Source organism: Mucilaginibacter sp. SJ, from assembly GCF_028993635.1.
In the GTDB taxonomy this organism is placed as follows: Bacteria; Bacteroidota; Bacteroidia; order Sphingobacteriales; family Sphingobacteriaceae; genus Mucilaginibacter.
The window spans coordinates 3,721,592-3,743,698 of record NZ_CP118631.1 but is presented as its reverse complement, the minus strand read 5'-3'; the positions used below and the strand labels follow the sequence as shown (position 1 = coordinate 3,743,698).

At 43.1% G+C, this 22,107-nt stretch carries 19 protein-coding genes; 9 read left to right on the top strand and 10 right to left on the bottom strand.

Annotation, left to right across the window (positions count from 1 at the left end; genetic code table 11):
- Positions 1–55 precede the first annotated feature (55 nt).
- Positions 56–637, top strand: coding sequence for a TetR/AcrR family transcriptional regulator (locus MusilaSJ_RS15050; RefSeq protein WP_274985775.1), 582 nt, complete (start codon positions 56–58; stop codon positions 635–637).
- A 19-nt stretch (positions 638–656) separates the two neighbouring features.
- Here the strand turns inward: MusilaSJ_RS15050 and lnt are convergent, their stop codons facing one another.
- On the bottom strand, positions 657–2,291 hold the full coding sequence (lnt, locus tag MusilaSJ_RS15045; RefSeq protein ID WP_274985774.1) for an apolipoprotein N-acyltransferase: 1,635 nt from the start codon (positions 2,289–2,291) through the stop codon (positions 657–659).
- Between the two features lie 152 nt (positions 2,292–2,443).
- The gene (rsmI, locus tag MusilaSJ_RS15040; protein WP_274985773.1) at positions 2,444–3,172 is read right to left on the bottom strand and encodes a 16S rRNA (cytidine(1402)-2'-O)-methyltransferase; all 729 of its coding nucleotides are present in this window, start codon (positions 3,170–3,172) and stop codon (positions 2,444–2,446) included.
- A 138-nt stretch (positions 3,173–3,310) separates the two neighbouring features.
- Between rsmI and serS the strand changes: the two genes are divergently transcribed.
- Positions 3,311–4,582, top strand: a complete 1,272-nt coding sequence (serS, locus tag MusilaSJ_RS15035) for a serine--tRNA ligase (RefSeq protein WP_274985772.1) — start codon at positions 3,311–3,313, stop codon at positions 4,580–4,582.
- 203 nt (positions 4,583–4,785) lie between these two features.
- On the opposite strand, the gene MusilaSJ_RS15030 is transcribed toward serS, so the two are convergent.
- From MusilaSJ_RS15030 to MusilaSJ_RS15015, 4 genes are all read right to left on the bottom strand, one after another.
- Positions 4,786–5,763 carry a nitrilase family protein gene (locus MusilaSJ_RS15030; RefSeq protein ID WP_274985771.1) on the bottom strand — a complete coding sequence of 326 codons (978 nt, stop codon included), beginning with the start codon at positions 5,761–5,763 and terminating at the stop codon, positions 4,786–4,788.
- A gap of 35 nt (positions 5,764–5,798) precedes the next feature.
- Positions 5,799–6,608 (bottom strand): AraC family transcriptional regulator, encoded by an 810-nt coding sequence (locus MusilaSJ_RS15025; RefSeq protein WP_342457006.1) that lies wholly within the window; start codon positions 6,606–6,608, stop codon positions 5,799–5,801.
- A gap of 213 nt (positions 6,609–6,821) precedes the next feature.
- Positions 6,822–7,622 (bottom strand): N-acetylmuramoyl-L-alanine amidase, encoded by an 801-nt coding sequence (locus MusilaSJ_RS15020; RefSeq protein ID WP_274985769.1) that lies wholly within the window; start codon positions 7,620–7,622, stop codon positions 6,822–6,824.
- A gap of 207 nt (positions 7,623–7,829) precedes the next feature.
- On the bottom strand, positions 7,830–7,985 hold the full coding sequence (locus MusilaSJ_RS15015) for a lmo0937 family membrane protein (protein ID WP_139160049.1): 156 nt from the start codon (positions 7,983–7,985) through the stop codon (positions 7,830–7,832).
- A 168-nt stretch (positions 7,986–8,153) separates the two neighbouring features.
- Here MusilaSJ_RS15015 and MusilaSJ_RS15010 point away from each other — a divergent pair, with 168 nt between their 5' ends.
- On the top strand, positions 8,154–9,320 hold the full coding sequence (locus MusilaSJ_RS15010) for a hypothetical protein (RefSeq protein WP_274985768.1): 1,167 nt from the start codon (positions 8,154–8,156) through the stop codon (positions 9,318–9,320).
- 7 nt (positions 9,321–9,327) lie between these two features.
- Here the strand turns inward: MusilaSJ_RS15010 and MusilaSJ_RS15005 are convergent, their stop codons facing one another.
- From MusilaSJ_RS15005 to ku, 3 genes are all read right to left on the bottom strand, one after another.
- Complete coding sequence (locus MusilaSJ_RS15005) at positions 9,328–10,722, bottom strand: hypothetical protein (RefSeq protein ID WP_274985767.1); 1,395 nt, start codon at positions 10,720–10,722, stop codon at positions 9,328–9,330.
- A gap of 233 nt (positions 10,723–10,955) precedes the next feature.
- The gene (locus MusilaSJ_RS15000; protein ID WP_090533509.1) at positions 10,956–11,501 is read right to left on the bottom strand and encodes a YciE/YciF ferroxidase family protein; all 546 of its coding nucleotides are present in this window, start codon (positions 11,499–11,501) and stop codon (positions 10,956–10,958) included.
- Between the two features lie 243 nt (positions 11,502–11,744).
- Positions 11,745–12,515, bottom strand: a complete 771-nt coding sequence (gene ku, locus MusilaSJ_RS14995; RefSeq protein WP_112656457.1) for a non-homologous end joining protein Ku — start codon at positions 12,513–12,515, stop codon at positions 11,745–11,747.
- Between the two features lie 552 nt (positions 12,516–13,067).
- On the opposite strand from ku, the gene MusilaSJ_RS14990 reads away from it, so the two are divergent.
- Both MusilaSJ_RS14990 and ypfJ read left to right on the top strand, forming a co-directional pair.
- Positions 13,068–13,766: an SIMPL domain-containing protein gene (locus MusilaSJ_RS14990; RefSeq protein WP_090533514.1), complete on the top strand. Its 699-nt coding sequence runs from the start codon at positions 13,068–13,070 to the stop codon at positions 13,764–13,766.
- Between the two features lie 115 nt (positions 13,767–13,881).
- Positions 13,882–14,733, top strand: a complete 852-nt coding sequence (gene ypfJ / locus MusilaSJ_RS14985; RefSeq protein ID WP_091173189.1) for a KPN_02809 family neutral zinc metallopeptidase — start codon at positions 13,882–13,884, stop codon at positions 14,731–14,733.
- A gap of 718 nt (positions 14,734–15,451) precedes the next feature.
- Here ypfJ and MusilaSJ_RS14980 read toward each other — a convergent pair.
- Positions 15,452–16,393, bottom strand: a complete 942-nt coding sequence (locus MusilaSJ_RS14980) for an NADP-dependent oxidoreductase (RefSeq protein ID WP_274985766.1) — start codon at positions 16,391–16,393, stop codon at positions 15,452–15,454.
- A 545-nt stretch (positions 16,394–16,938) separates the two neighbouring features.
- On the opposite strand from MusilaSJ_RS14980, the gene MusilaSJ_RS14975 reads away from it, so the two are divergent.
- The 4 genes from MusilaSJ_RS14975 (at position 16,939) to MusilaSJ_RS14960 (ending at position 22,089) form a co-directional block, all read left to right on the top strand.
- Entirely contained in the window at positions 16,939–17,322 is a 384-nt protein-coding gene (locus MusilaSJ_RS14975) for a (deoxy)nucleoside triphosphate pyrophosphohydrolase (protein WP_274985765.1), read from the top strand.
- The gene (locus tag MusilaSJ_RS14970) at positions 17,323–20,478 is read left to right on the top strand and encodes a DEAD/DEAH box helicase (protein ID WP_274985764.1); all 3,156 of its coding nucleotides are present in this window, start codon (positions 17,323–17,325) and stop codon (positions 20,476–20,478) included.
- A 58-nt stretch (positions 20,479–20,536) separates the two neighbouring features.
- A complete protein-coding gene (locus MusilaSJ_RS14965; RefSeq protein ID WP_274985763.1) occupies positions 20,537–20,854 on the top strand; it encodes a hypothetical protein in 318 nt (105 codons plus the stop codon).
- Between the two features lie 551 nt (positions 20,855–21,405).
- On the top strand, positions 21,406–22,089 hold the full coding sequence (locus MusilaSJ_RS14960) for a DUF6134 family protein (RefSeq protein WP_274985762.1): 684 nt from the start codon (positions 21,406–21,408) through the stop codon (positions 22,087–22,089).
- The last annotated feature ends 18 nt before the right edge of the window (positions 22,090–22,107 follow it).

Below are 22,107 nucleotides of genomic sequence, written 5' to 3'. Positions count from 1 at the left end.
ACAATTAATTAAAAATGAATAGCTTTGCCTGCAAAACGGGTAAAGCTTTTCTGTTATGGCACGAAGTAAAGATTTTGATGAAGCCGAGGTATTGAGCAAGGCCGTTTGCATTTTTTGGCATAAGGGCTACAATGGCACGTCTATGCAAGACTTGGTTGACGGTTTGGGTATAAGCCGTTCGAGCCTGTATGATACTTTTGGTGATAAACACGCTTTATACATTAAAGCTTTGGATAGCTATCAAAAGGCAGGTGGAAACCAGATGTGTGATATTATCAATAATTCAGCGTCGGCCAAAGATGCTATAAAAAAGCTTTTAGAGCTTACCATGCGCGATTTGTTAAAGGATGAGCAACGTAAAGGTTGTTTTATGGTAAATGCCGAAATTGAACTGGCGTCGCTGGATGCTGAGGTTAAGGACCTGATTTGCCGGAATGAGCAGCAGTTTGAAAACGCGATTCTTAGTGCCATAAAAAAAGGACAGGCAAGCGGTGAGATTCGTAACTCCCAGGATTCCCTTGCGCTGGCCCGGTTCATTATGAATGCGGTAAGGGGCATGCAGGTGTCAGCCAAAGCCACCGCCGATAAGGCTTTTTTTGATGATATTATCAAAACCACGCTGTCAGTACTTGATTAGCCATTTATGGGTTGAGTTTTCAAACCGTTAAGGTTTGCTTCTTCCTCAATCTCATCCCCAGTAAAAATAATATGCCAATGCCTGCAAATATACTGCCGGCTTGGGGGATATAATCGCCGTGTTTAACATAAAATGTGAGCTCACTGTTAAGGTTGACATCTTGCTTGATCGAGGTTTTAGTCCACCATTCGGTATGTTTAACCACATCGCCGCGCTGGTTGATAAACCCGGAAATACCGGTATTAGCCGATTGGCAAACCCAGCGGCGGGTTTCAATGGCGCGAAGTTTGGCATAGTCTAAATGCTGATCCTTGCCCGAGGTATTTTCCCACCAGCCGTCGTTGGTAATAATGGCAATAAACTGTGCTCCCTTTTTAACCGAACGGGCAATATAGCCTCCCCATATCGATTCATAGCAAATAACCGGATCTACCCCGATACCGCTTTGCGAATACAGTACTTTTGCATCCTGTTCGGGAGCGTAGTTGCCGGTAGCGCCGCCTAAATGTTCAAATACAGGTTTCAGGAATGAGAGCGCATCGCCAAAAGGCAGGGATTCGGCTCCGGGTACTAACCGTGATTTATGGTAAGTTTGAATCCTGTCGCCATTTTCAATATTGAGGGCTGTGCTGTAAAAATCAGCAAACTGGTCGCCGCCCCATGGCGAGGGAACTGCCGTTGGTGTTGCCCTGTTGTTATATAGCCTGTATGTTTCGGCGCCGGTAACCAGGTTGCCATTAGGGTATTTGCGTAAAAAAAGCTGGGCTTGCTTAACAAAATCATTTTGGCCTATCTGTTCTTCGTTAATATAAACAGGCGCGGGGATAGCTGTTTCGGGCCAGATAAAAAATTCGGTATTGGGTTGCGCCGCCTGTCTTGAAAGCTGGATCAGGATATCAAGTTGTAAAGCTGGGGGGATGGTGCCATTTTTCTCGTACGGATCTATATTGGGCTGGGCGATAACGATATTTGATGGGTTTACTTCTTCAACATAGTTATGATAAACCGATAATGAATAGCCAAGAGGCGCTGTTACAACAAATACAATCGCCGTAATCAGTGCCATTCTGTGGCGTTTGGTCTGAGCTTCGCGAAGGCTTGTATAAATTAAAAATGCCAGGATGTTCACTGCCCAGATCCATATAGTGCCGCCATATACGCCGGTATATTCATACCATTGAACCCATTGGTGCGATACGGCAAAGCCGTTGCCCAGCGTCATCCACGGAAAGTAAAGGTCCCAGCTTTGGTGCAGGTATTCATACCCGATCCAGAAACAGATTAAACCTATCAGTGCTATCCAGCGTGGGGCGACGAGCCTCAACCTGTAGTATAGCCAGAAAGCTGTCGCCATTAACAGCGGCCCCAGCGAATAGGGGATAAGTGTGATAGGAATAGCTACAACTTCGCCTACCATCTTTAGCGCGTTGTAAACCCAGTAAACAGATAATGAGTTCCAGATAAAAAAGCCAATGAAAGTTACATTAAATACCCGTTTGCCTTTTTTGGGTCTGTCATCATTGATGATATTTTCTACAGCCAGCAGCATGGGCACAAAGCCAATGAAAAGTAAAAATGTAGTATAGGGGGTAGGCGGCCAGGCTATCCATAAAAGCAAGCCAGATAGTATGGCTAATGGTAGATTTTTTTTCATGTAGAGTGACAAGAATTATGCTGTTGTCGCTTATATTTAAAATTGTAAAATGTCATTGCGAGCGTAGCGTGGCAATCGCACGGAAGCAAAGCAATTCTGTATAGCATGCGATTGCCTCGTGCCTCGCAATGACATGCGGGAGAGTTGAAGTTTTACTCTTCTTCCTCATCCCTTTCATATTTCCCTTTTGCCGTTTTAGCTGTTGCTCCGGCCACACACATTACAAACTCGCCTTTCATGGGGTGCGTTTCAAAGTATTGTTTTACTTCAACTACAGTGCCCCTAACAGTTTCTTCAAACATTTTGGTAAGCTCGCGGGATACCGAGATCTGCCTGTCGGCCCCAAAATAGGTTGCCATCTCGTCCAGTGTTTTTAACAAACGGTGGGGCGACTCATATAGTATGATGGTCCGCTCTTCTTCGGCCAAAAACTTATACCGGGTTTGGCGGCCTTTTTTTAATGGTAAAAATCCCTCGAAACAGAACTTATCCGTAGGGAACCCCGAATTTACCAGGGCAGGTACAAAGGCCGTAGCGCCTGGCAGGCATTCTACAGCGATATTAAACTTTAAAGCTTCCCGTACCAGGAAAAAGCCCGGATCGGAAATGGCCGGTGTGCCTGCATCCGAAATGAGCGCGATATTTTTCCCCTGCAGTAAAAACTTAATGATCTCGTTACTCGATTGATGCTCGTTATGCTGATGATGCGCAAATACTTTTTGATGGATCTCAAAGTGTTTCAACATCGGGGCGGAGGTACGGGTATCCTCGGCCAGTATCAGGTCCACCTCCTTTAACACACGGATAGCCCTGAAGGTCATATCCTCCAAATTACCTATCGGGGTGGGGACTAAGTACAGTTTGCCTATGGGATTGTTCATGTTGTTTGAGTCGATAGTTGATAGTCGATGGCCCATGGCTCTTCATCGTTCCGGTGTTTACACCCCTAACGTAAATTACTATGGACTATCGACTATGGACTATGGACTTATTTATATCTTTGCCTAAAAAATAAAATAATGCTGCAAGTTAGTTATATCCGTGATAACCGGGAACAGGTTTTGGAACGTTTGGCTGTAAAAAATTTTAAACAGCCCCAACTGGTTGATGAAATAATTGAACTGGACGACAAACGCCGCTCCACTCAAACCAGTATGGATAATGTTTCGGCCGAGGCCAATGCAGCTGCAAAACAAATAGGCGAGCTGATGCGTGCCGGTAAAAAAGAAGAAGCTGAAGGCCTTAAGGGCAAAACCGGCGCATGGAAAGAAGAGATCAAAAAGCTCGGCGACCTGCTTACTATTACCGAAGAAGAACTTTACCAAAAACTGGTATTGCTGCCCAATCTTCCGCATAGCTCGGTACCTAAAGGCCTAACTCCCGAAGATAATGAGGTAGTGTTGGAGAACGGCACAAAGCCTGAGCTGCCTGCCGATGCGCTACCGCATTGGGAACTGACCGCTAAATACAACCTGATTGATTTTGAACTCGGCGTTAAAATAACCGGCGCCGGTTTCCCTGTATATAAAAACAAAGGCGCTAAGCTGCAACGCGCACTGATCAATTACTTTATTGATGAAGCCGAAAAAGCAGGCTATAGCGAGGTAAGTGTGCCGCTGATGGTGAATGAAGCTTCTGGCTTTGGCACTTCACAATTGCCGGATAAAGAAGGTCAGATGTATCATGTAGGTATCGATAACCTGTACCTGATCCCTACTGCCGAAGTGCCTATTACCAACTTGTACCGCGAGGTGATATTAAAAGAAGATCAGTTACCGGTGCGTAACTGTGGTCATACACCATGTTTCCGTCGCGAGGCCGGTTCATATGGTTCACACGTACGTGGGCTGAACCGCTTGCACCAGTTTGATAAGGTGGAGATCGTGACTATTGCGCATCCGGATAAATCATACGAGATATTGGAACAGATGAGCAGCCACGTACAGGGCCTTTTACAGAAGTTAGGTTTACCATATCGCGTATTACGTCTTTGCGGCGGCGATATGGGCTTTGGCTCTGCTTTAACTTATGATATGGAAACCTGGAGCGCGGCACAGCAACGCTGGCTGGAAGTTTCATCAGTATCAAATTTTGAAACTTTCCAGAGCAACAGGCTTAAACTGCGTTTCCGGAATGCTGATGGTAAAACACAGTTGGCACATACGCTAAACGGCAGCGCACTGGCCTTGCCGCGTATTGTTGCTACTTTGTTAGAGAATAACCAAACTGAAAAAGGTATTAAAGTACCGGAAGTGCTTGTGCCTTATACTAAGTTTGAGTGGATTGATTAGCCCCCGACCCCTAAAGGGGGGGGTAAAAAGCACAACGCCCCGGTAATTCCTATGCCGGGGCGTTTTTTATGCATTTCTTATTCCTTGCGCTCGTTTTCAACGAGTGCTTAACATGGATTAGCGTTTATAACGCGACTGGCGATGCAATCGACAAACCACATTAGCACTCATTACAAATGAGCACAAGTTGTTGAGGCCTAATATCAAAGCCAAACCACTTTTTGAAAGCTTTCATGTTCACGGCCGATAATATCCCCGTATAGTTCGGGCTTCCTGGCCTGGATGTAACGATAGCCACCCGCTTTGGTTAGTTTATCGGCGGTTAGCTCAGCCAAAACAAGCTCATTGTCTAATGATCGGCATTCGGCTATAATATCGCCGTAAGGATCGAGGATCATAGAACAGCCGTTCTTCAGTTGGTCATCATCCATGCCTATCGGGTTGGCGAATACTGCATAAATTGCGTTATCATATGCCCGGGCAGGTAACCATTTCATTAACCATTGCCTGCCTTTAAGATCGTCAAACTCCTGGCGAAGTAATACAGCATTTGCTTCTTTGTCTTTCCATAATTCCGGGTCAACAAAACCGGCGCCGGGCCGGGTTGATGGTGTACACATGGTTACGTGCGGCATGAAAATAACTTGCGCCCCAAGCAGGGTGGTTGCGCGTACGTTTTCAATAACATTATTATCATAACAAATAAGGATTCCGCATTTCCATCCGTATAAATCAAATACAGTATACGCAGTGCCCGGCAAAAGATGAGGATTGATAAATGGATGTAGTTTGCGATGTTTGGCAATGAGCCCAGTTTTGTCAACGCATACATATGCCTTGAACAAGTTATCATCTTTGTCTTTTTCAAACAAACCGGCCAGTATGGCGATATCATATCGTCGGGCGTATTCGGTTAACGCAGCGATGCTCGGTCCCTCCGGAATTTCTTCGGCCAGATCAAGCATCTGTGCTTTGTTAAGTTTCCGGGCAAAGGTGTAGCCGGTTATGGAACATTCATGAAAAGCGATTGCTTTTGCTCCTTTTGCGGCGGCAGACGCCGCCATTTGCTCAATAACTGATAAATTATAGGCTTTATCACCGCTTCTGTTTTCAAATTGAGCAGTGGCGATTGTTAGGTTTTCCATACGCTGATCATCTTTTTTCAAAACTACCAGAGCCATACCGAAAAGCATTGTAAAAAACCGACAAACGCAATTTAAACGAGCGGCATAAAGTTTATAGCCAACAGATGATGATTGGCTTTGTATTGAAGGGGAGTAAGGCCTGTATGTTTCCGGAAAAAATTATTAAGATGCGCCTGGTCATAGTATCCGCAGGCACAACTCAATGAGCTTAGCTCTTTTATTGAAGATAGCTTTTGAAGTTGTTTAAGATAGGTTTGAAACTTAACGGCATCAATGAATTTTTTAGGAGATATGCCAACTTCCTCATTGAACTTACGCTCAAGCTGCCGTTCGGTTACAGGCATCACATCCAATAAGTTTTTAATGCCGATAATACCCTTGTTTGCATGAATAATGTTTATGGCCTGATCTGTAATACCTGCGTGTTTAGCTTTGGAGGCTATTTTTTTTAGTAAAAATTGTTCGGCAAGGGTAGCTGCTGCCGCGAGGTTAATGGAATTTGCAATGCGGTCTTCCAAATCAAGGGCATCCTGCCCGAAGAGGTCTTTTAATGATACGGTATTGTCATTTAGTTCATTTGCGGCTACACCAAGTAATGGTAGCAAAGCGTTAGGTTTCAAAACCACAATCAGCATAGCCAGTTCACCGGCCGAAATAATATCATTATAGCGGGTTATTTGCCCGTAAACAAAACTGCCGGGTTGCTTGCTGGCAACCGTGTGTTGCTGGTTGTATTGGAGTAAAGGTTCTTTTCTATGAAACACCATTCCGGGGTTGCCGTCCGAAAACAGACGGTAGTTCATGGCAACATGCTGATTATGCGCTATAATTAAATAGTGCTTAACAATACCCGAAAGCAATGGATGTGGCGCTATTTGCACGGTAATGTTGAGATTGAGTTGGCACCCTAAAGTTAAATAAAAGCATGTTGTTATAAATGATGCTTTACCTATGATAAGTTAAAATAGGGTGTCATGCTGAGCCAGTCAAAGCATGGTGGGTGGGCCTCTGCGCACGAGTCTTCGACCGGCTCAGACTGACAGCCCCTTTTTGCTTAATACCATTTCGTATTTACAAATCCAGTTAAGTCAATGCTAATATTTCCTGTAAACGTTATAAAGAATATTCAAATCCAGCTGAGTCATTACCGGTGTTTCATCCGTTTGTACAAAGTGCCGCTTAAAGGCAACAATGGCTACCGGGAGGTTACTGATATCATAACCGATCAGTTTAAGCGCGGTAGCATAATCGAAATTATCGGGCGGAAGTTCAAGCAGTTCTTCGCGCCAAAGACCAAAGCCTTTTTGTGCTAACAATTTCCAGGGAAATAATGGCCCCGGATCGGGTTTGCGCAATGGTGCTATATCCTGGTGCCCGATAAAATTTGCCTGCGGAATGTTGTAGGTTTTTTTGAGCTGAGCCAATAAAGCAAGCAGACTTTTTACCTGTACCTCATTAAAAGGCTCGTGCCCGTTATTGTCTATCTCAATGCCGATGGAACAGCTGTTCATATCGGTAATACTACCCCATTTGCTGATGCCGGCATGCCAGGCCCGCAGGTAATCATTAAGCATGTGGTAAACCTTGCCATCTTTACTTACCACATAGTGGGCACTTACCTGTGGCTTTACCAGGGTAAAAGTATTGAGGGTTTGCTTAACCGAATCCTGGGCAGTGTAATGTATAATGACATAGTTGGGCTTGCGCAGGTTGAAATTCACGGTGCCAACCCACTCAGAAGGAATGGCGCCCCCCGCGCTGTCAACCAGCATGGCCGGCTGCTCGCGGCTAATTACCTCTACTAATGAATCAGTTTGGTTGTGGTATACTTTATTCGTGGCAGCGAAGGGTTGAACTTTAGGCGAACATGCGCTGATGGTGGCTACAACTGCCATAAGTAATAAAATGTATATATTTTTCAAACCTTGATTCTCCTGATTAAAGATTTCTCCCTGATGATTTAAACAAGTATACAAAAAACCCTGATCCATTTGATTTAAAGACTTTCTGATTTTATCAGGCAATCTGCAAATCAAGCGAATCAAGGTTCAGGTAGCTTATCTTTTCGAGATAGCCTGTCTGTTTTTATATTTTTAGCAGCCTTATATAGCTGTCGACCGCCTGATTACGCCTAACAGAAGCGCGATAATAGCTATCACCAGCAAAATGTGGATCAGGCCGCCTACCGTTGTAAAAAATACGCCGATTGCCCATCCTATTATAAGGATGACTGCAATGATATACAGGAGTGAGTTCATAATACTTTGTTTTAATTAATGATTTTCATAGATATTAGTATAATAACTGTGACCACTGAAAAGTTTTAAATTTTGTGTTTTTTAAGGGGGAGATGCAGTTCATTTAACGTTGTGTTTTGTAAAGATTTATTCCCGGTGTATCTTTAGGCACCTTACCTCATAAAAACGATGAAATATTTTCTGCTGCTTATCTTCCTGCTGCCTGCCGGGCTTGTGTTTGGCCAGTCGAAACTGCCGGTAATCAAAGCCACCTCCAAAAAAGTAGCGATTAATGACGGCGGATTTTTGGATAAAAATGCATGGTCGCTTTCGCCAAAAACACGACCGGACGTTTATACTGCCGATAGAACCCGGGAAACTAAATGGGTTACATTTTATACAGATATCGATTCGATAAGGGTAAAGGTTAAGCCCGGCACAAGGTATAACTTCGTTATCCTGCTTAACGGTAAGGATTCATGTTATACGCAAATTGCCAGCGCTATACCGCCTCCAAACGAACAGCAAGTCAATCTCAACAAAAACGACACGATCCCTTTTAAGCTTACGGCTTATAATGCCATTGCGGTAAAGGCCGTTATGAACGATACCGATACGTTGAACCTGCATTTTGATGTAAGCTCATTTGATTTTCATTTAACACGGGATGCTATATTAAATAAAACGAAACTGCTGCCCAACCAGGCTGATGTTTTGGCCGGCAAGGCGAAACCGAACTTTAATGAATTGAAAAAAGCCCTGAAGCTACAAATGGGCACTGTTGTTTGGCGCAACCAGGAGATATTACCAACCGGGCTAACCTCAAGGGATATGGACGGGCGCTTTGGCTGGAACCTGTTTGAGGGTAAACAGGTAGAAGTTGATTATGATAACAACCGTATCATCATCCGCGATGAAACGCCTAAAAACTTAAAAGGTTATAAACGCTCGAAGATTGGGTTTATCCATTCGTTCCCATATGTTACCGGTACGTTTGAAATAGGCGGCAAAAAATACACCGGCAATTTTTCTATGGATACCGGATCCGAACAGTCATTGATCCTGGATAGTGAATGGGCTGTTAAAAATAATTTCCCCAGGGATCTTAAACTCATCAAGTCATCCACCATCAGCGATCCGCGCGGGGTAAAATATGAGATCAAAATAGTGGAAGCCCCTTTGTTCAGGCTTAACGGGTTCATGGTTCCCAATGTGCCAACGCTTATTTTGAGCAGCAAAAACCCGATGGGTTTTGAGATTAACTATTTGGGGAACGGTCTGTTAAAACGGTTCAATATGATCCTCGATTTTAAGAATGATTACCTGTACCTGAAGCCCAATAAATTATCTACCTGAATAGAATTTAGTTTCCGGCCGGTACCGCCCAGCTTTGCCCGTCTAAAACAGGGTTTACATCCATGTTGTCGTATTGAATATTGAGCTTTTGCTGACCGCTTGTTGTGGCCTCACGATACGGAATGGTGATACCCTGTACCGGCCGAAGATCTGACAGCATCGCGAACAGGGTTTTGTCGCCTACCTTATAGCCGTAAGCCATTAGTTGGTTCTGATTATTTATAGCAAACACGTATTCGTTGCCATTTAATCTGCATTGCACCGTATACATATCATTATCGGGGATTTTTTGTGTATTGATGATCTGCATTTGATCAAGCGATGACCTGCGTAACCCAATAACCCCGGTGTACAGGGCGGTTTTTATCTCGGCAACGTTATTGGCCGGAAGATCGGACTTGTTGCCGCTGCTCCATTGCCATCCGTTACTGCCTTCGGTTTGTTGCACCGAAACCGGTTTGCCGTTTTTCCATATTTCAACGCGCACCTTGTTATTGGGAATATCAATCAGCTCAACAACTTTTAACCCCGAAACGGAACCCGTTAACCGGGCGGTTTTCAATGCATTCAGTTTGTCGCCTCCATGGGCGGCATTGGCTTTTAAAAGCAGAGTTTTTCCATTTGGCACGGTGGCATTACTTGTATTTGTGGCGGAGTTTTCGGAAGTTTTTTTAGCCACGGTTGATGATTTGGTATTGTTAGCGGTGGTATTGTCATCATTGTCTACAAAAAATACCCGCCCATCAACTACAGCCATGCGTGTTTTACCGCCCATATCACAAAAAAAGCTGTGTAGCTCGGTATGGCCATCGGTATAAGTAAGCGTAAGTACCCCCTTGTTTATTTTATAGGTGCCACTGCCGTCCCGGCTGCTTGAGCTGCCACCGCCAACATTTTCGCCGGCTACAACCGAGCCCGAATAGCGCGAATTGCTAAAATGCCCCTTGCCATCAAAATTTAATCCCTGTGTGCTTAAAGCGCCTACATAAGTTGTACCATAGGCCGCGCCGCCACCGCCCATAGCGCTGATGAACGAGTAATAGCCCGGAGGTATAATGTTCCCCTGAAGTTTAAACAGTTCATGTGCATAATTGGAAAGGCTTCCATATTTGGTTATGCCATAAACAGACGAGCTTTTGGTATATTTAAGTGTTACTTCTCCTTTGCTTATGGTGTAATGCCCGCTCACGTTGGTTTGCCAGTCGGCACTGTTAAGCGAAGAATTGAAAGTACCATCAGGTCTGAACAATATAGCTACGTCAGTTCTGTTCATGCCTCCGCCAAATATCGGACTTGGCGAAAACTCGCATCCGGCATAAACGCCATCTAATTTATCCTGGGCAAAAACATCATCGTAAAAGCAAAATAAAAAGGCGAATAGTACCAGGAGGAATTGTTTCATAGGGCGTCGGTTTTTTGTTGGTAAACCGTGTTTGCCGCTTATTGTTTGTGGAAATGCTTTAATTAATATGTAATTAACGTTGGTGTTGCTTAATATAAAGTGACATGTTATTTCGACGATGAACGAGGAAAAATCTTATGCACTAAGTTCATCGATTAGCAACAACACGCTCAAATAAAAAACGGCCGCGAGGAATAATTCCCCCACGACCGCTCTTAAAAAACTAATAAACGTTAAGCTTTTTCGGCTTTTGATGCCTGGTTGATACCGGCTTCGGCAATTTGAGTAAGCAGGCTGTCGCAGGTTTTTTCTTCCTGCAGGGTTGAATCAAGCAATTCGGCCGCATGGTCATAGCCCAGCACACCGGCCAGCGTGCGGAGGGTGCCGTATGACGCTATTTCGTAATGCTCAATTTTTTGAGCTGCAGAAATAATACCGGCATCACGGGTAATACTGCCTTTTTCGGTTTCTGATATAATTTCTTCACCTTCTTTGATGAGGCCAGCCATCGCTTCACATTTTACAGCCACCGCTTTTTGGCCAATAGAAGCAAATGCATCTTCCAAACGAATCACCTGCCGTTCGGTCTCGGCCAGGTGGTTTTCGATAGCCGAGCGTAATTCATCGGATGTTGCCGCTTTAGCCATTTTGGGCAGTGCTTTTGTAAGATGTTTTTCGGCCCAGTAAATGTCTTTTAATTCATCAATAAATAATTCATTCAGTGCCGATTCCTGCACATCGTTAGTTTGTTCGGGTGTTTTTACTTTAGTAGTTGCCATGATAGATGTTTTAATGTTTTTGTGAAATAAACACTACAAACACAAAGCCAAAATTTATTCTTTTAAAAATAAAATTAATTATTAGGATAATTCATTCGTATTGTCTGAAGGATTTTATCTTCTTAAAAAAACAGCTTTCCAAACATTTCCAATCATGAGTTCTGAAAACAACACATGTTGACTCTTTTTGAGGAATAATTCAATTACAGACCTAAAACTTTCAACTCCGTACTTCCGGCTTCATTAAGCCCCTTTCTTGCTTTTTAAACTGGCCATCAGCTGGTCGTACAAATCATCGCTACCTGTTTTACGGGGCTTAAGCTTTTTAACTTTGGCGCGTTTGCCTTTTGATTTGGCCTCGATGATCCTGAGCAGCTCATCATTATACTCGTCTTTAAATTTAGACACATCAAAATCTTCGGCGTACTGGTTGATCAGGGTGAGGCCCATATCCAGTTCCTTTTTACTTACCTCAATTTTATCGGGCAGGTTAAGGTCTTCCGTGTCACGGATCTCCTGTCCAAAACGGATGCGGGTTACTACCAGTACATTTTTAAGCGGGTGAACGATACAAAGGCTTTCGGTGCTGCGCAGCACAAAACGGGCCAGCCCTGCTTTTTTTGATTGCGTAAGTGCCTGGATAAGCAGGGCATAGGCTTTGTTGTTTTTGGTATCGGGCTCGGTATAGTATGATGTTTCGTAAAACATGGGGTTTACATCGGCAATATCTACAAAGCTTTCAATTTCAATCACCTTGCTTTTTTCGGGGGCTGCATCCTCAAAGTCCTGTTCGTCCATGATCACGTAATCTTCATCAAGCTTATAGCCTTTTACAATTTTATCGTAAGGGACTTCCTTGTGGGTATTTTCGTTTACCCGCTGAAAACGGATGCGTGCATGATCACGGCTATCCAGCATATCAAAATCAAGCGAGCTGGTTTGTACTGCCGAATATAATTTAACAGGGATGCTCACCAGCCCAAAACCTATCGAACCTTTCCATATCGATCTCATAACCAAATAAATTAGTGCGTTGTAGTATAACTATTAAAAAGATAAAGGGTTTGGGTATTGAAGAGATATAAAAAGAAGGGGCGCGTGCGATTCCTTCCCTGGGGAAGGTGTAGGAAGGGGTTTCTGTAGAATGTTTTTATTAACGGATAGCTCAGAAACCCCTGCCTGCAACCGCGCATTTCAACGCGCCTCCCCCGGAAGGCATAGCCGTCAACTTAAGCAGGGGATTGAACAAATGATTTGAAAATCCCCTCTTGAGAGGGGGTGCGAAGGGACGAGCGGTAGCAGGGGTGTGTTTCTGCAATCGGCTTATCAAAGCAAGGACACACCCCTCCGCCCCTCTCAAGAGGGGAATCGCACGCTCCCCCGCTTTTTATTCCATAATTGACGACACTATGCTCCCCAGGGAGGGAATTAACTTCACCCCTCAAACAAAACCACCCACCGGTTTATTTACAAGCATACCAGTGGCTTAGCAATTAATTGTAGCCTTGCTGTTACACATTAAACTAAATACACGTTACCTTAGTCATAACATCAAATAATATACACATGAAAAAGCTATTTATCCTTGCCGCACTATTAGCAACTACCATTGGCGCATTTGCCCAAAACGTTGACCTTAGGCGTAAAATTGAAGTTACCGGCATTGCCGAGCAGGAGGTTACTCCTGATATTATAAACGTGACCATATCACTACAGGAATACATGGACGGCAAAAAGCACATTGCCATTAACGACCTGGAAGATCAGCTGGAAAAAGCCGTTAAAGACGCCGGCATTCCATCGTCAGATTTTACGGTGAACAATGTATCTGCCTGGAACAATACCTATCAAAAGAAAAAAGCACCCGACTTTTTGGCCAGCAAACAATACGGCCTGCGTGTGCGCGACCTGAACAAGTTTAACCAAATCATGTCGAAAATTGATCCTAAAGGGATTCAGGCTACCAATATTGAAAGCTACGACTATTCAAAAATGGCCGATTTAAAGCGCGACCTTAAAATAAAAGCCCTATTGGCCGCACGCGATAAAGCAACCTACCTGTTGGCTGCCCTTGGCGAAAAATTGGGCGGCGCTATCAATATTACCGAAAGCGATAACAGCAGCTTCCCGCAGCCTCGCATGTATGCCGCCAATATGATGACATTCAAAGCATCGGCAGATAGCAATGTTGGTGATTCGGATATCAGTTTCAAAAACATCAAACTAAGTTTCCAGATCCAGGCCGTGTTTGAGATTGTGAAATAATCTCGTCCCCGGTTCCCCTAAAGGGGAGTAAAAAACTTTAGGTCTCGTTCAAACAAACGAGGCCTTTTTTTATTATTGTGCTTAGGGGCCCCCCCTTTAGGGGGCCGGGGGGCATATGCAATGGTTTGGCAGACGCGAAAGCGATAACGTAGATGATGAACGCGGCGGTGGCGGCGGCAGGTTAGCCATTGGCGGTGGCGTACTTGGTATTATAGCGGCCGCTATTTATTTTTTTACAGGGGTCGATCCTTCGGCGCTGTTTAACCAGGTAGCAACCAACCAGCCGGCCCGGCAGGAGCAAACCGTTAATAACGGTCCCGAAGATGAAGGCAAGAAATTTGTGCGCGTAGTTTTGGCCGATACCGAAGATATCTGGACAAAACTGTTTAACGACATGGGCCGTACTTATGAAAAGCCGCGTTTAACACTATTTAGCGACTATGTACAGTCGGCTTGCGGTAATGCCAGTTCGGCAAGCGGCCCGTTTTATTGCCCCGGCGATTCGCGGGTATATATTGATCTTTCTTTTTACGATGAGTTGAAGAACCGTTTCGGTGCCGCCGGCGATTTTGCGCAGGCCTATGTAATAGCGCATGAGGTTGGCCATCATGTACAAAACCTTTTGGGGATCTCACAAAAAATGGATCAGGCACGGTCGCGTTTGAGCGAACGCGCATACAATAAGCTTTCTGTAAAATTGGAGCTGCAGGCCGACTTTTATGCCGGCGTTTGGGCGCATTACGAAAAAACCATGAAAAACGTGCTTGATAAAGGTGACATTGAAGAAGCCCTGAACGCGGCCAACGCCATAGGTGACGACCGATTACAAAAACAAGCACAGGGCCATGTAGAACCCGATAGTTTTACCCATGGTACCAGTGCCCAGCGCATGTACTGGTTTAAAAAAGGTTTCGACACCGGTGATATTAATCAGGGAGATACTTTTGGAAATGGGGATTTGGATTGATTGGTTTATTTGTTCAGTAGTTCATTTGTTCATTGGTGGGAGGGCGTTGAGGTTAGGAAAGGGCTTTAGTGGTTTATAACTTACATCGTCGCCCTCTTGGCCGGGCGGGGGCCAGTTACTTTTTCCTTGATGAAAAAGTAACCAAAAACCGAGCGGAGCGAGCTCATGAGCACCTACAAAGCAAAACAACCTTGCGAATAAATCAAGACAAAAAAATGCTTCTCCCCGCAGGCCATACTCCCAGGCCCGCTTTTTTGTCGGCCCAACGCACTTTTGTTTTGGAGATTATAACAACTTTTTCCCCTTATTAAACCCAACGTCTTCATCTTATTTCTTGACTCTTACCGTCTTGCTTCTTTCTCCTTACTGTCTTGCTTCTTTCCCCCCTCCCGTCGGCAGGTAAGCTTCGGCGAAAGCGGGCAGAACAATGGTGGCCTTGTGCGGCTGCAGGGGCATAGCAAGTTTTTGCAGAAGCGAAGGCTATGAGCGGGCAAAGCAGGGGCAAAATATTGCAGCCCGTGGTTCTGACCGCTTTGCAGGGCAAAGGCCCGTGCGGCAAAGAAGCCTTCCTGCCGACTTGACTTTTTGGTTACTTTTGTGTCAAGACAGACGGCGAAGCCCTCTTGAGCTCAAAAAAAAATAAACAATCGCGAAAAACGTAACAGCCAACCCGCGGCGATTGAGCGGGTCGATGTTAGTTAAATACCACTAAGGCTATTTAAAACACCAACACCACTTTCCCAACGGTCCTCCCGCTTTCCAGCTGCAAATGCGCATCAGCCATTTGCTCAAACGGAAACACTTTGGATACGTGCGATTTAATGATCCCTTTTTGCAGCAAACCGGCAATGGTGGCCATGTTTTCGGCATTGGGTTTTACCCTGGTGTTGTGGCCGTTAATGCCCAGCGCATTGGCTTTTGGGGTAACGGTTTCGTTCATGCCGGAAACGATGCTTATAATGGTGCCGTCTTTTTTCATCACCTGCAGCGAGCGGTCAATATATTCGCCGCCAATGGTATCAAGCACAAAATCGATATTGCTGGTAGCGGTTTCAAAGGGCTGTGCCTGATAGTCGATATGCTCATCGGCACCAAGGTCCAACACAAAATCGCGGTTGGCAGCCGAAGAAGTAGCAATAACATAGGCGCCCAAATGTTTAGCTATCTGCACAGCGTAATGACCAACCCCTCCGGATGCGGCGTGGATCAATACCCGGTCGCCGGGGTTAACAGGCGCGTTGCTGTGGAAAGCCTGCCAGGCGGTAAGCGCGGCAAGTGTAGCCGCCGCAGCCTCCTCATGACTGACGCCGGCTGGTTTCAGTGCAAGTTCATTAGCTTTTGCCTTAACATATTCGGCATAGGCTTTACCGGTTTTGGGGAAATCTATCATGGCAAAAACCTCGTCGCCGGGTTTGAAGCCGGTAACATCCGCGCCCACTTCGGTGATCTCGCCCGAAATATCCCAGCCCAAAATAATCGGCGACTCGTCCTTAATAAGCCCTGCAACGCCTTTTCCCGAGCGGGTTTTAACATCCACAGGGTTTATGCTGATGGCTTTCAGTTTTACCAGCACTTCATCGGCAGCTATGGTTGGTACAGGTATTTCGGCAGGTACCAGGTTTTCAACCCCGCCAAAGTCTTTTAAAATTATTGCTTTCATGGTTTGATGTATTCGTTTGATATACCAAAGTTATGCCATGGTAAATAAAATACATGGTATAAACGAGGAATATAATTTGCTGTTTTGGGGCATACACCCTAAACTCCATATTTTAGTTCTGGTTTTGTGGGGTGGAAAAGGAGTGGTAAATTGGTATACATCATTACGTTTAAACCTTGTTGTAACTAACAAACATCGTCGCCCTCCTGGCCGGGCGGAGGCCAGTCACTTTTTCCTTGATGAAAAAGTAACCAAAAAATCAAGACAAAAAAATGCTTCCACCCGCAAGGCCATACTCCCAGGCCCGCTTTTTTGTCGGGCCAGCGCGCTTTTGTTTTGGAGATATAATAACTTTTGTCCTTTATTAAACATTTTATTGTCTTGTTTCCTGACTCTTGCCCTCTTGTGTCTTTCTCCCAGATTGTCTTGTTTCCCGACTTTGCCATCTTGGGTGTTCTCCCTCTTTGTCTTGTTTCTTGACTCTTGCTGTCTTGCTTCTTCACATTGTCGTCTTGTTTCTTTCCCCAAACTCTTATCTTAGAAACGTGATCAAAGTAACATGCGCTATCATTGTTAATGCTGACGGACTTGTTTTTGCTGCCCAGCGGAGCGCAGCCATGAGCCTGCCTTTAAAATGGGAGTTCCCCGGTGGTAAAATTGAACCCGGCGAAACCGCCGAAGCCTGCCTCATCCGCGAGATTAAGGAAGAGCTTCATGTGGATGTGGAAATAGTAGCCTCTTTGCCGGCCAATACACACCAATATCCTAACGTTACCATACAGCTAATTCCCTTTGTTTGTAGAATTACTTCGGGGCAGATTGTGTTAAAAGAGCATCTTGATTTTAAATGGTTGCCTAAAGATGAATTATTAGCTTTGGATTGGGCGGAGGCGGATGTGGCGATTGTTAAATATTATATAGAAACCTAAATGTCGACACTTGAATTAGGCTTGTATGAGCAGCTTATTACAAAACTCATTTCCAATAAATTACAAACCGTTAGCAGCGATACCTTTTTTGTTAAAAGCACATTACTTGATAAAGAAGAAGCGTCCAGATATCTCAGCATCTATTTATCTGAGACTATAAAGTTTGCGCTCAATGAGATCAAGGGCGATGATAAAGTATTTAAACAGATTGAATTATCAAATAAGATAATCGACCTATTGATAAACGCATTGCCCGATATTAGTTTAACGGGTAATTTAATTGAAGATGAAGGTAAAATTCTCAATGCTGTATTTTCTACGTTAGATAATCCTCATAGTAAATTAGAGGAGCGTGTAAAGCTAATTACTCCATATACCCGATTAAGTCAGAGTGAACTTTTCACAGGTAACAATGTGGGCGTTTCATTAGAAAGCGAAATAAAAAAAGAAATTCTTTCATCTGACGAAATCTGTTGGTTAGTCTCTTTTATAAAATATTCTGGGATCAGGATATTTAAAGACGAATTGGAAGAATTTACCTATGGTGGCAAGAAGTTAAAGATTATAACCACATCATATATGGGAGCTACTGATGTGAAAGCAATTGAGTTCTTATCCAAATTGCCTAATACAGAAATAAAGGTATCCTATAACTCTGATCATGAGCGCCTACATGCTAAAGCATATTTATTTTTAAGAAAAACGGGGTTCAACACAGGATATATTGGTTCTTCAAACATCTCACGATCAGCACTTACTAACGGACTGGAATGGAACTTAAAAGTAACCTCTAAAGAAATCAGCCATATCATAGATAAGTTCAAAAAAACATTTGAGACTTATTGGGTTGACAAAGATTTTGAGACTTATATACCAGGCAAAGATGCCCTCAAACTCGAAACAGCGTTAAAACAACAAAAGTCATACGATAAGCAATCTAATACAACTTTCTTTGATTTAAAACCATTTCCTTATCAAGAAGAAATATTAGAAAAGCTACATGCCGAAAGATTTGTTCATAACAGATTTAAAAATCTTTTAGTGGCTGCAACAGGCACCGGCAAGACAGTGATTTCTGCTTTTGATTATAAGCGGTTTAAAAACTCAAATCCAAGGGCGCGCTTGCTTTTTGTAGCTCACAGAAAAGAAATTCTTGAACAAGCTCAAAACACTTTTCAGCATGTTTTAAAAGACTCCAATTTTGGTGATTTGTGGGTAGATGGCATTACGCCAACTAACTATGAATATGTATTTGCGTCTGTGCAAAGTCTTAATAATAAAATTCAAGACTTAACTCTGTTGCCCGATTTTTATGATTTTATAATCATAGATGAGGTACATCATGCTCCTGCGTCAAGCTATCGTTCCATATTTGAAAAATTCAATCCTCAAATTTTGTTAGGCTTAACAGCAACCCCCGAGCGAGGTGACGGTGAAGATGTGCTTAAGGATTTTTGTGATGAAATAGCTGCAGAAATAAGGCTGCCCGAAGCCTTGAATAGAAAGCTACTTTCTCCGTTTCAATATTTTGCACTTTCTGATAGTGTTGATTTGTCACGACTATCGTGGAAAAACGGCAAATATGAGATAAATGAACTTACAAAGCTTTATACTGAAGATGATAGGCGAGTTAACGAAATTTTAGCCAATTGCGAAAAATATCTAACAGATATTAACGAGGTAACGGCTGTGGGCTTTTGTGTCAGTCAGGATCATGCTCGCTATATGGCCGAGAAGTTTACTTTAGCGGGATTAAAGGCTGACTATTTGACATCTGAAACATCCAACAATCGGGATGAATTGCGAGCCCGGCTTAAACGAAAAGAAATTAATTACCTTTTTGTGAGAGATATCTTTAATGAGGGGGTTGATATTCCGGAAATCGACACCGTTTTATTTTTACGACCAACCGAGAGTCTTACTATTTTCCTTCAACAATTAGGTAGAGGTTTGCGTCTTGCCAACACCAAAGATTGCTTAACCGTTCTTGACTTTGTTGGAAACTCAAGACCGGAGTACGATTTTGAGCACAAATTCAGAGCGCTTATTGGTAAAACGCATACGTCAATTATTACTGAGATAGAAGATGAATTTCCTCATTTACCTTTAGGCTGTTCAATAGTACTCGAAAAGAAAGCAAAAGAAATTATTCTAAAAAACATAACAGCTGCAATAGGATTTAATAGAACACAACTAATAAATAAAATCAGAAGCTTTCATTTGCAAATAGCCTTGCCATTAACGTTAAAAAACTTTATTAGAATTCAGAATATTGACCTCCCTTTAATTTATAAAAATAAAAAGCTTGGATGGAAAAGGCTATGCGCAGAGGCTGGAGCTATTAGTAACTTTGACGAGCCTAATGAATCCGTTTTAACTGGATCTATCGCCAGAAAACTATTGCAATGTAATTCCGTAAGTTACTTGCATTTTATTAAGTCATTAATTGATAATAGATTTATTATCAATAGCTTGGATTCGGTGCAGCAGCAAATGCTTTTAATGTTCTATTACGATGTTTGGCAAAAAGCAGGGCCAGACGCTGGCTTTGATTCTATCGAAAAAAGTATGCTACAAATTAGCAATAATCCAATCATGGTTGCTGAACTTCAAGAGGTGATAGATATTCTAATAAGTAGGGTCGATTTTGTAGAAAAACCTATAGCTTTAGATTTCCCATTCCCTTTACAAGTACATAGTCGTTATAATCGCGACCAAATTTTAGTAGCCATGCAACTACATAGCTTTGATAAAGCATCATCTAACAGGGAGGGGGTTGCATTAAATAAAGAATTAAATACGGAAGCGTTTTTTGTAACATTAAAAAAATCTGATAAAGAATATTCACCAACAACTCTTTATGATGATTATGCCATAAACGAATATCTTTTCCATTGGCAATCACAAAATGCAACATCTCCAGAATCGCTTAAAGGATTATCTTATATAAACCATAAAGATGATGATAAGAAAATCTTGCTTTTTGTGAGAGAGCAAAACGACGATGAGTTTGGATTCACTATGTCGTACGTGTTTTTAGGACAAGCTAACTTTATAAAATCAAGCGGATCAAAACCGATGAACATTGAGTGGCAATTGAACGAGCCTATGCCGGCTTATATTTGGAAAGAGAGCGGTAAGCTTGCTGTTGGATAACCCTAAAAGTTCACTTATCTCCGATTGACAAACAACAAAATTCGGTATACCTTGCGGGGTGCCCAACATCAAGTTCAAATACCTCTACCGCGATGGCGGTAATTATAAAAACTTCAACAGCACTGTATTTGATAACCCGCAAAATATTAAGTTATCTGCATTGGAAGATTTAATCCGCTCGAAACTCATATCCCACCACTGGTTTTATGCAGATCAGTGGCGAGTGCCCGACCTTCATTTCGGCTCATGGGATAACGAACTTGACCATACCTTCCACGAATTTGAAAGTGCGGAGTACACAGATGAGGCCGTTGATAACGGAATGGATTTGGCTTCGTTTATGTATATTCTTCAAACCGTTGCAGATATCAAATAGCCGCTAACCATTTTGCCGACATCAGCAAAATGGTTAGTATAAAATAGCTCTTAAACCTCACAAAATTGGTGGCGCTATATTGTCAGCATCCCAACCAACCCACATCGCCTAAAGCCATTTTCGTTAAAAAACATCAAAAAATTACCAAAAAAATCCTTCTGCCGGCGCTGCCTCAATTAAGGCCATATTTCACTCCTAAAAGTTTTAGTAATTGATTGTCAGTATTTTATCATTGTTTCAGTCGAAATATTAATTGTTTGATTATCAGTATGTTTCATAAAAAATGTGTTTCGCGTTTTCACACTCAAAAAATGGAACACGCTTATTTTCGCAAAAAAGGACAGCGCGCTATTTTCATTTTTTTGTGGGGAATCAAAAAATTGGGACACCCGTTTTTTTACATATATTTGAAATTATATAATTCATATAGGCATAGTAGTAATTTAATTAATCGAACAAAATAATGCAAAGGCATAGGGGTAAAAGTTTAGAGTGTTGTAATAAAGTAAACGCGTTAAAAGCTTTATTCAATCACTTTAAAATGACAACCCATGATACCCGCTTTAATAATTTGGTTATTTAAAAAATATATCCGGCCTGCTCTTCAAAATAAAACTTTTCCAACGTTCAATATCTTCGGTCCGCTAAAATGGGCGGCTATGGTGGTGGCATTATTGTGTCTTGCTGTAGGTGCCCTTGCGCAGGAACAAACGGTTAAGTACAATGTGCTGCACAGCGGCAAGGTGGTTGGCCACATGAACCTGTATCAAAAACGCCAGGGCGATGAGCTGTACCTCAAAATGATCTCCGAGGTAAAAATGCGCTTCATTTTCAGCATCAAGGTGGAGATCCAGGAGGAGAGCACTTTTAACAATGGCAAGCTCATGAGTTCGCAGGTGTGCAGAAATGTCAATGGTTCAGAAAAATGCAACCGCCAAACCAAAGCCGTGGCCTCGGGCTACCAAACCACCGCCGAAGGCAAATGCGGCAAAACGGTTGATCAAAAACAAATAGCCGCCAACCTGATGCTGCTGTACTGCCATGAGCCTAACGACCAGGCACAGGTATACTCTGATAACTTTCAGCAGTTTTTGCAGGTTAAGCAGGTGAGCCCGCACGTGTACCGCATTGACCTGCCCGATGGCAACTATAACTTTTACAGCTATACCAACGGGGTGTGCAGCAAGGTGGATATTCATCATTCGCTGTATACTATCCAGATTCAACTGGCCTGATTGATTTTTTAACATTTG

Excerpts from the sequence above, each read along its gene's own strand:
- MusilaSJ_RS15050 (WP_274985775.1), top strand. The coding sequence starts at position 56 with ATGGCACGAAGTAAAGATTTTGATGAAGCCGAGGTATTGAGCAAGGCC.
- lnt (WP_274985774.1), bottom strand. The coding sequence starts at position 2,291 with ATGAAAAAAAATCTACCATTAGCCATACTATCTGGCTTGCTTTTATGG.
- rsmI (WP_274985773.1), bottom strand. The coding sequence starts at position 3,172 with ATGAACAATCCCATAGGCAAACTGTACTTAGTCCCCACCCCGATAGGT.
- serS (WP_274985772.1), top strand. The coding sequence starts at position 3,311 with ATGCTGCAAGTTAGTTATATCCGTGATAACCGGGAACAGGTTTTGGAA.
- MusilaSJ_RS15030 (WP_274985771.1), bottom strand. The coding sequence starts at position 5,763 with ATGGCTCTGGTAGTTTTGAAAAAAGATGATCAGCGTATGGAAAACCTA.
- MusilaSJ_RS15020 (WP_274985769.1), bottom strand. The coding sequence starts at position 7,622 with ATGGCAGTTGTAGCCACCATCAGCGCATGTTCGCCTAAAGTTCAACCC.
- MusilaSJ_RS15015 (WP_139160049.1), bottom strand. The coding sequence starts at position 7,985 with ATGAACTCACTCCTGTATATCATTGCAGTCATCCTTATAATAGGATGG.
- MusilaSJ_RS15010 (WP_274985768.1), top strand. The coding sequence starts at position 8,154 with ATGAAATATTTTCTGCTGCTTATCTTCCTGCTGCCTGCCGGGCTTGTG.
- MusilaSJ_RS15005 (WP_274985767.1), bottom strand. The coding sequence starts at position 10,722 with ATGAAACAATTCCTCCTGGTACTATTCGCCTTTTTATTTTGCTTTTAC.
- MusilaSJ_RS15000 (WP_090533509.1), bottom strand. The coding sequence starts at position 11,501 with ATGGCAACTACTAAAGTAAAAACACCCGAACAAACTAACGATGTGCAG.
- ku (WP_112656457.1), bottom strand. The coding sequence starts at position 12,515 with ATGAGATCGATATGGAAAGGTTCGATAGGTTTTGGGCTGGTGAGCATC.
- MusilaSJ_RS14990 (WP_090533514.1), top strand. The coding sequence starts at position 13,068 with ATGAAAAAGCTATTTATCCTTGCCGCACTATTAGCAACTACCATTGGC.
- ypfJ (WP_091173189.1), top strand. The coding sequence starts at position 13,882 with ATGCAATGGTTTGGCAGACGCGAAAGCGATAACGTAGATGATGAACGC.
- MusilaSJ_RS14980 (WP_274985766.1), bottom strand. The coding sequence starts at position 16,393 with ATGAAAGCAATAATTTTAAAAGACTTTGGCGGGGTTGAAAACCTGGTA.
- MusilaSJ_RS14970 (WP_274985764.1), top strand. The coding sequence starts at position 17,323 with ATGTCGACACTTGAATTAGGCTTGTATGAGCAGCTTATTACAAAACTC.
- MusilaSJ_RS14960 (WP_274985762.1), top strand. The coding sequence starts at position 21,406 with ATGATACCCGCTTTAATAATTTGGTTATTTAAAAAATATATCCGGCCT.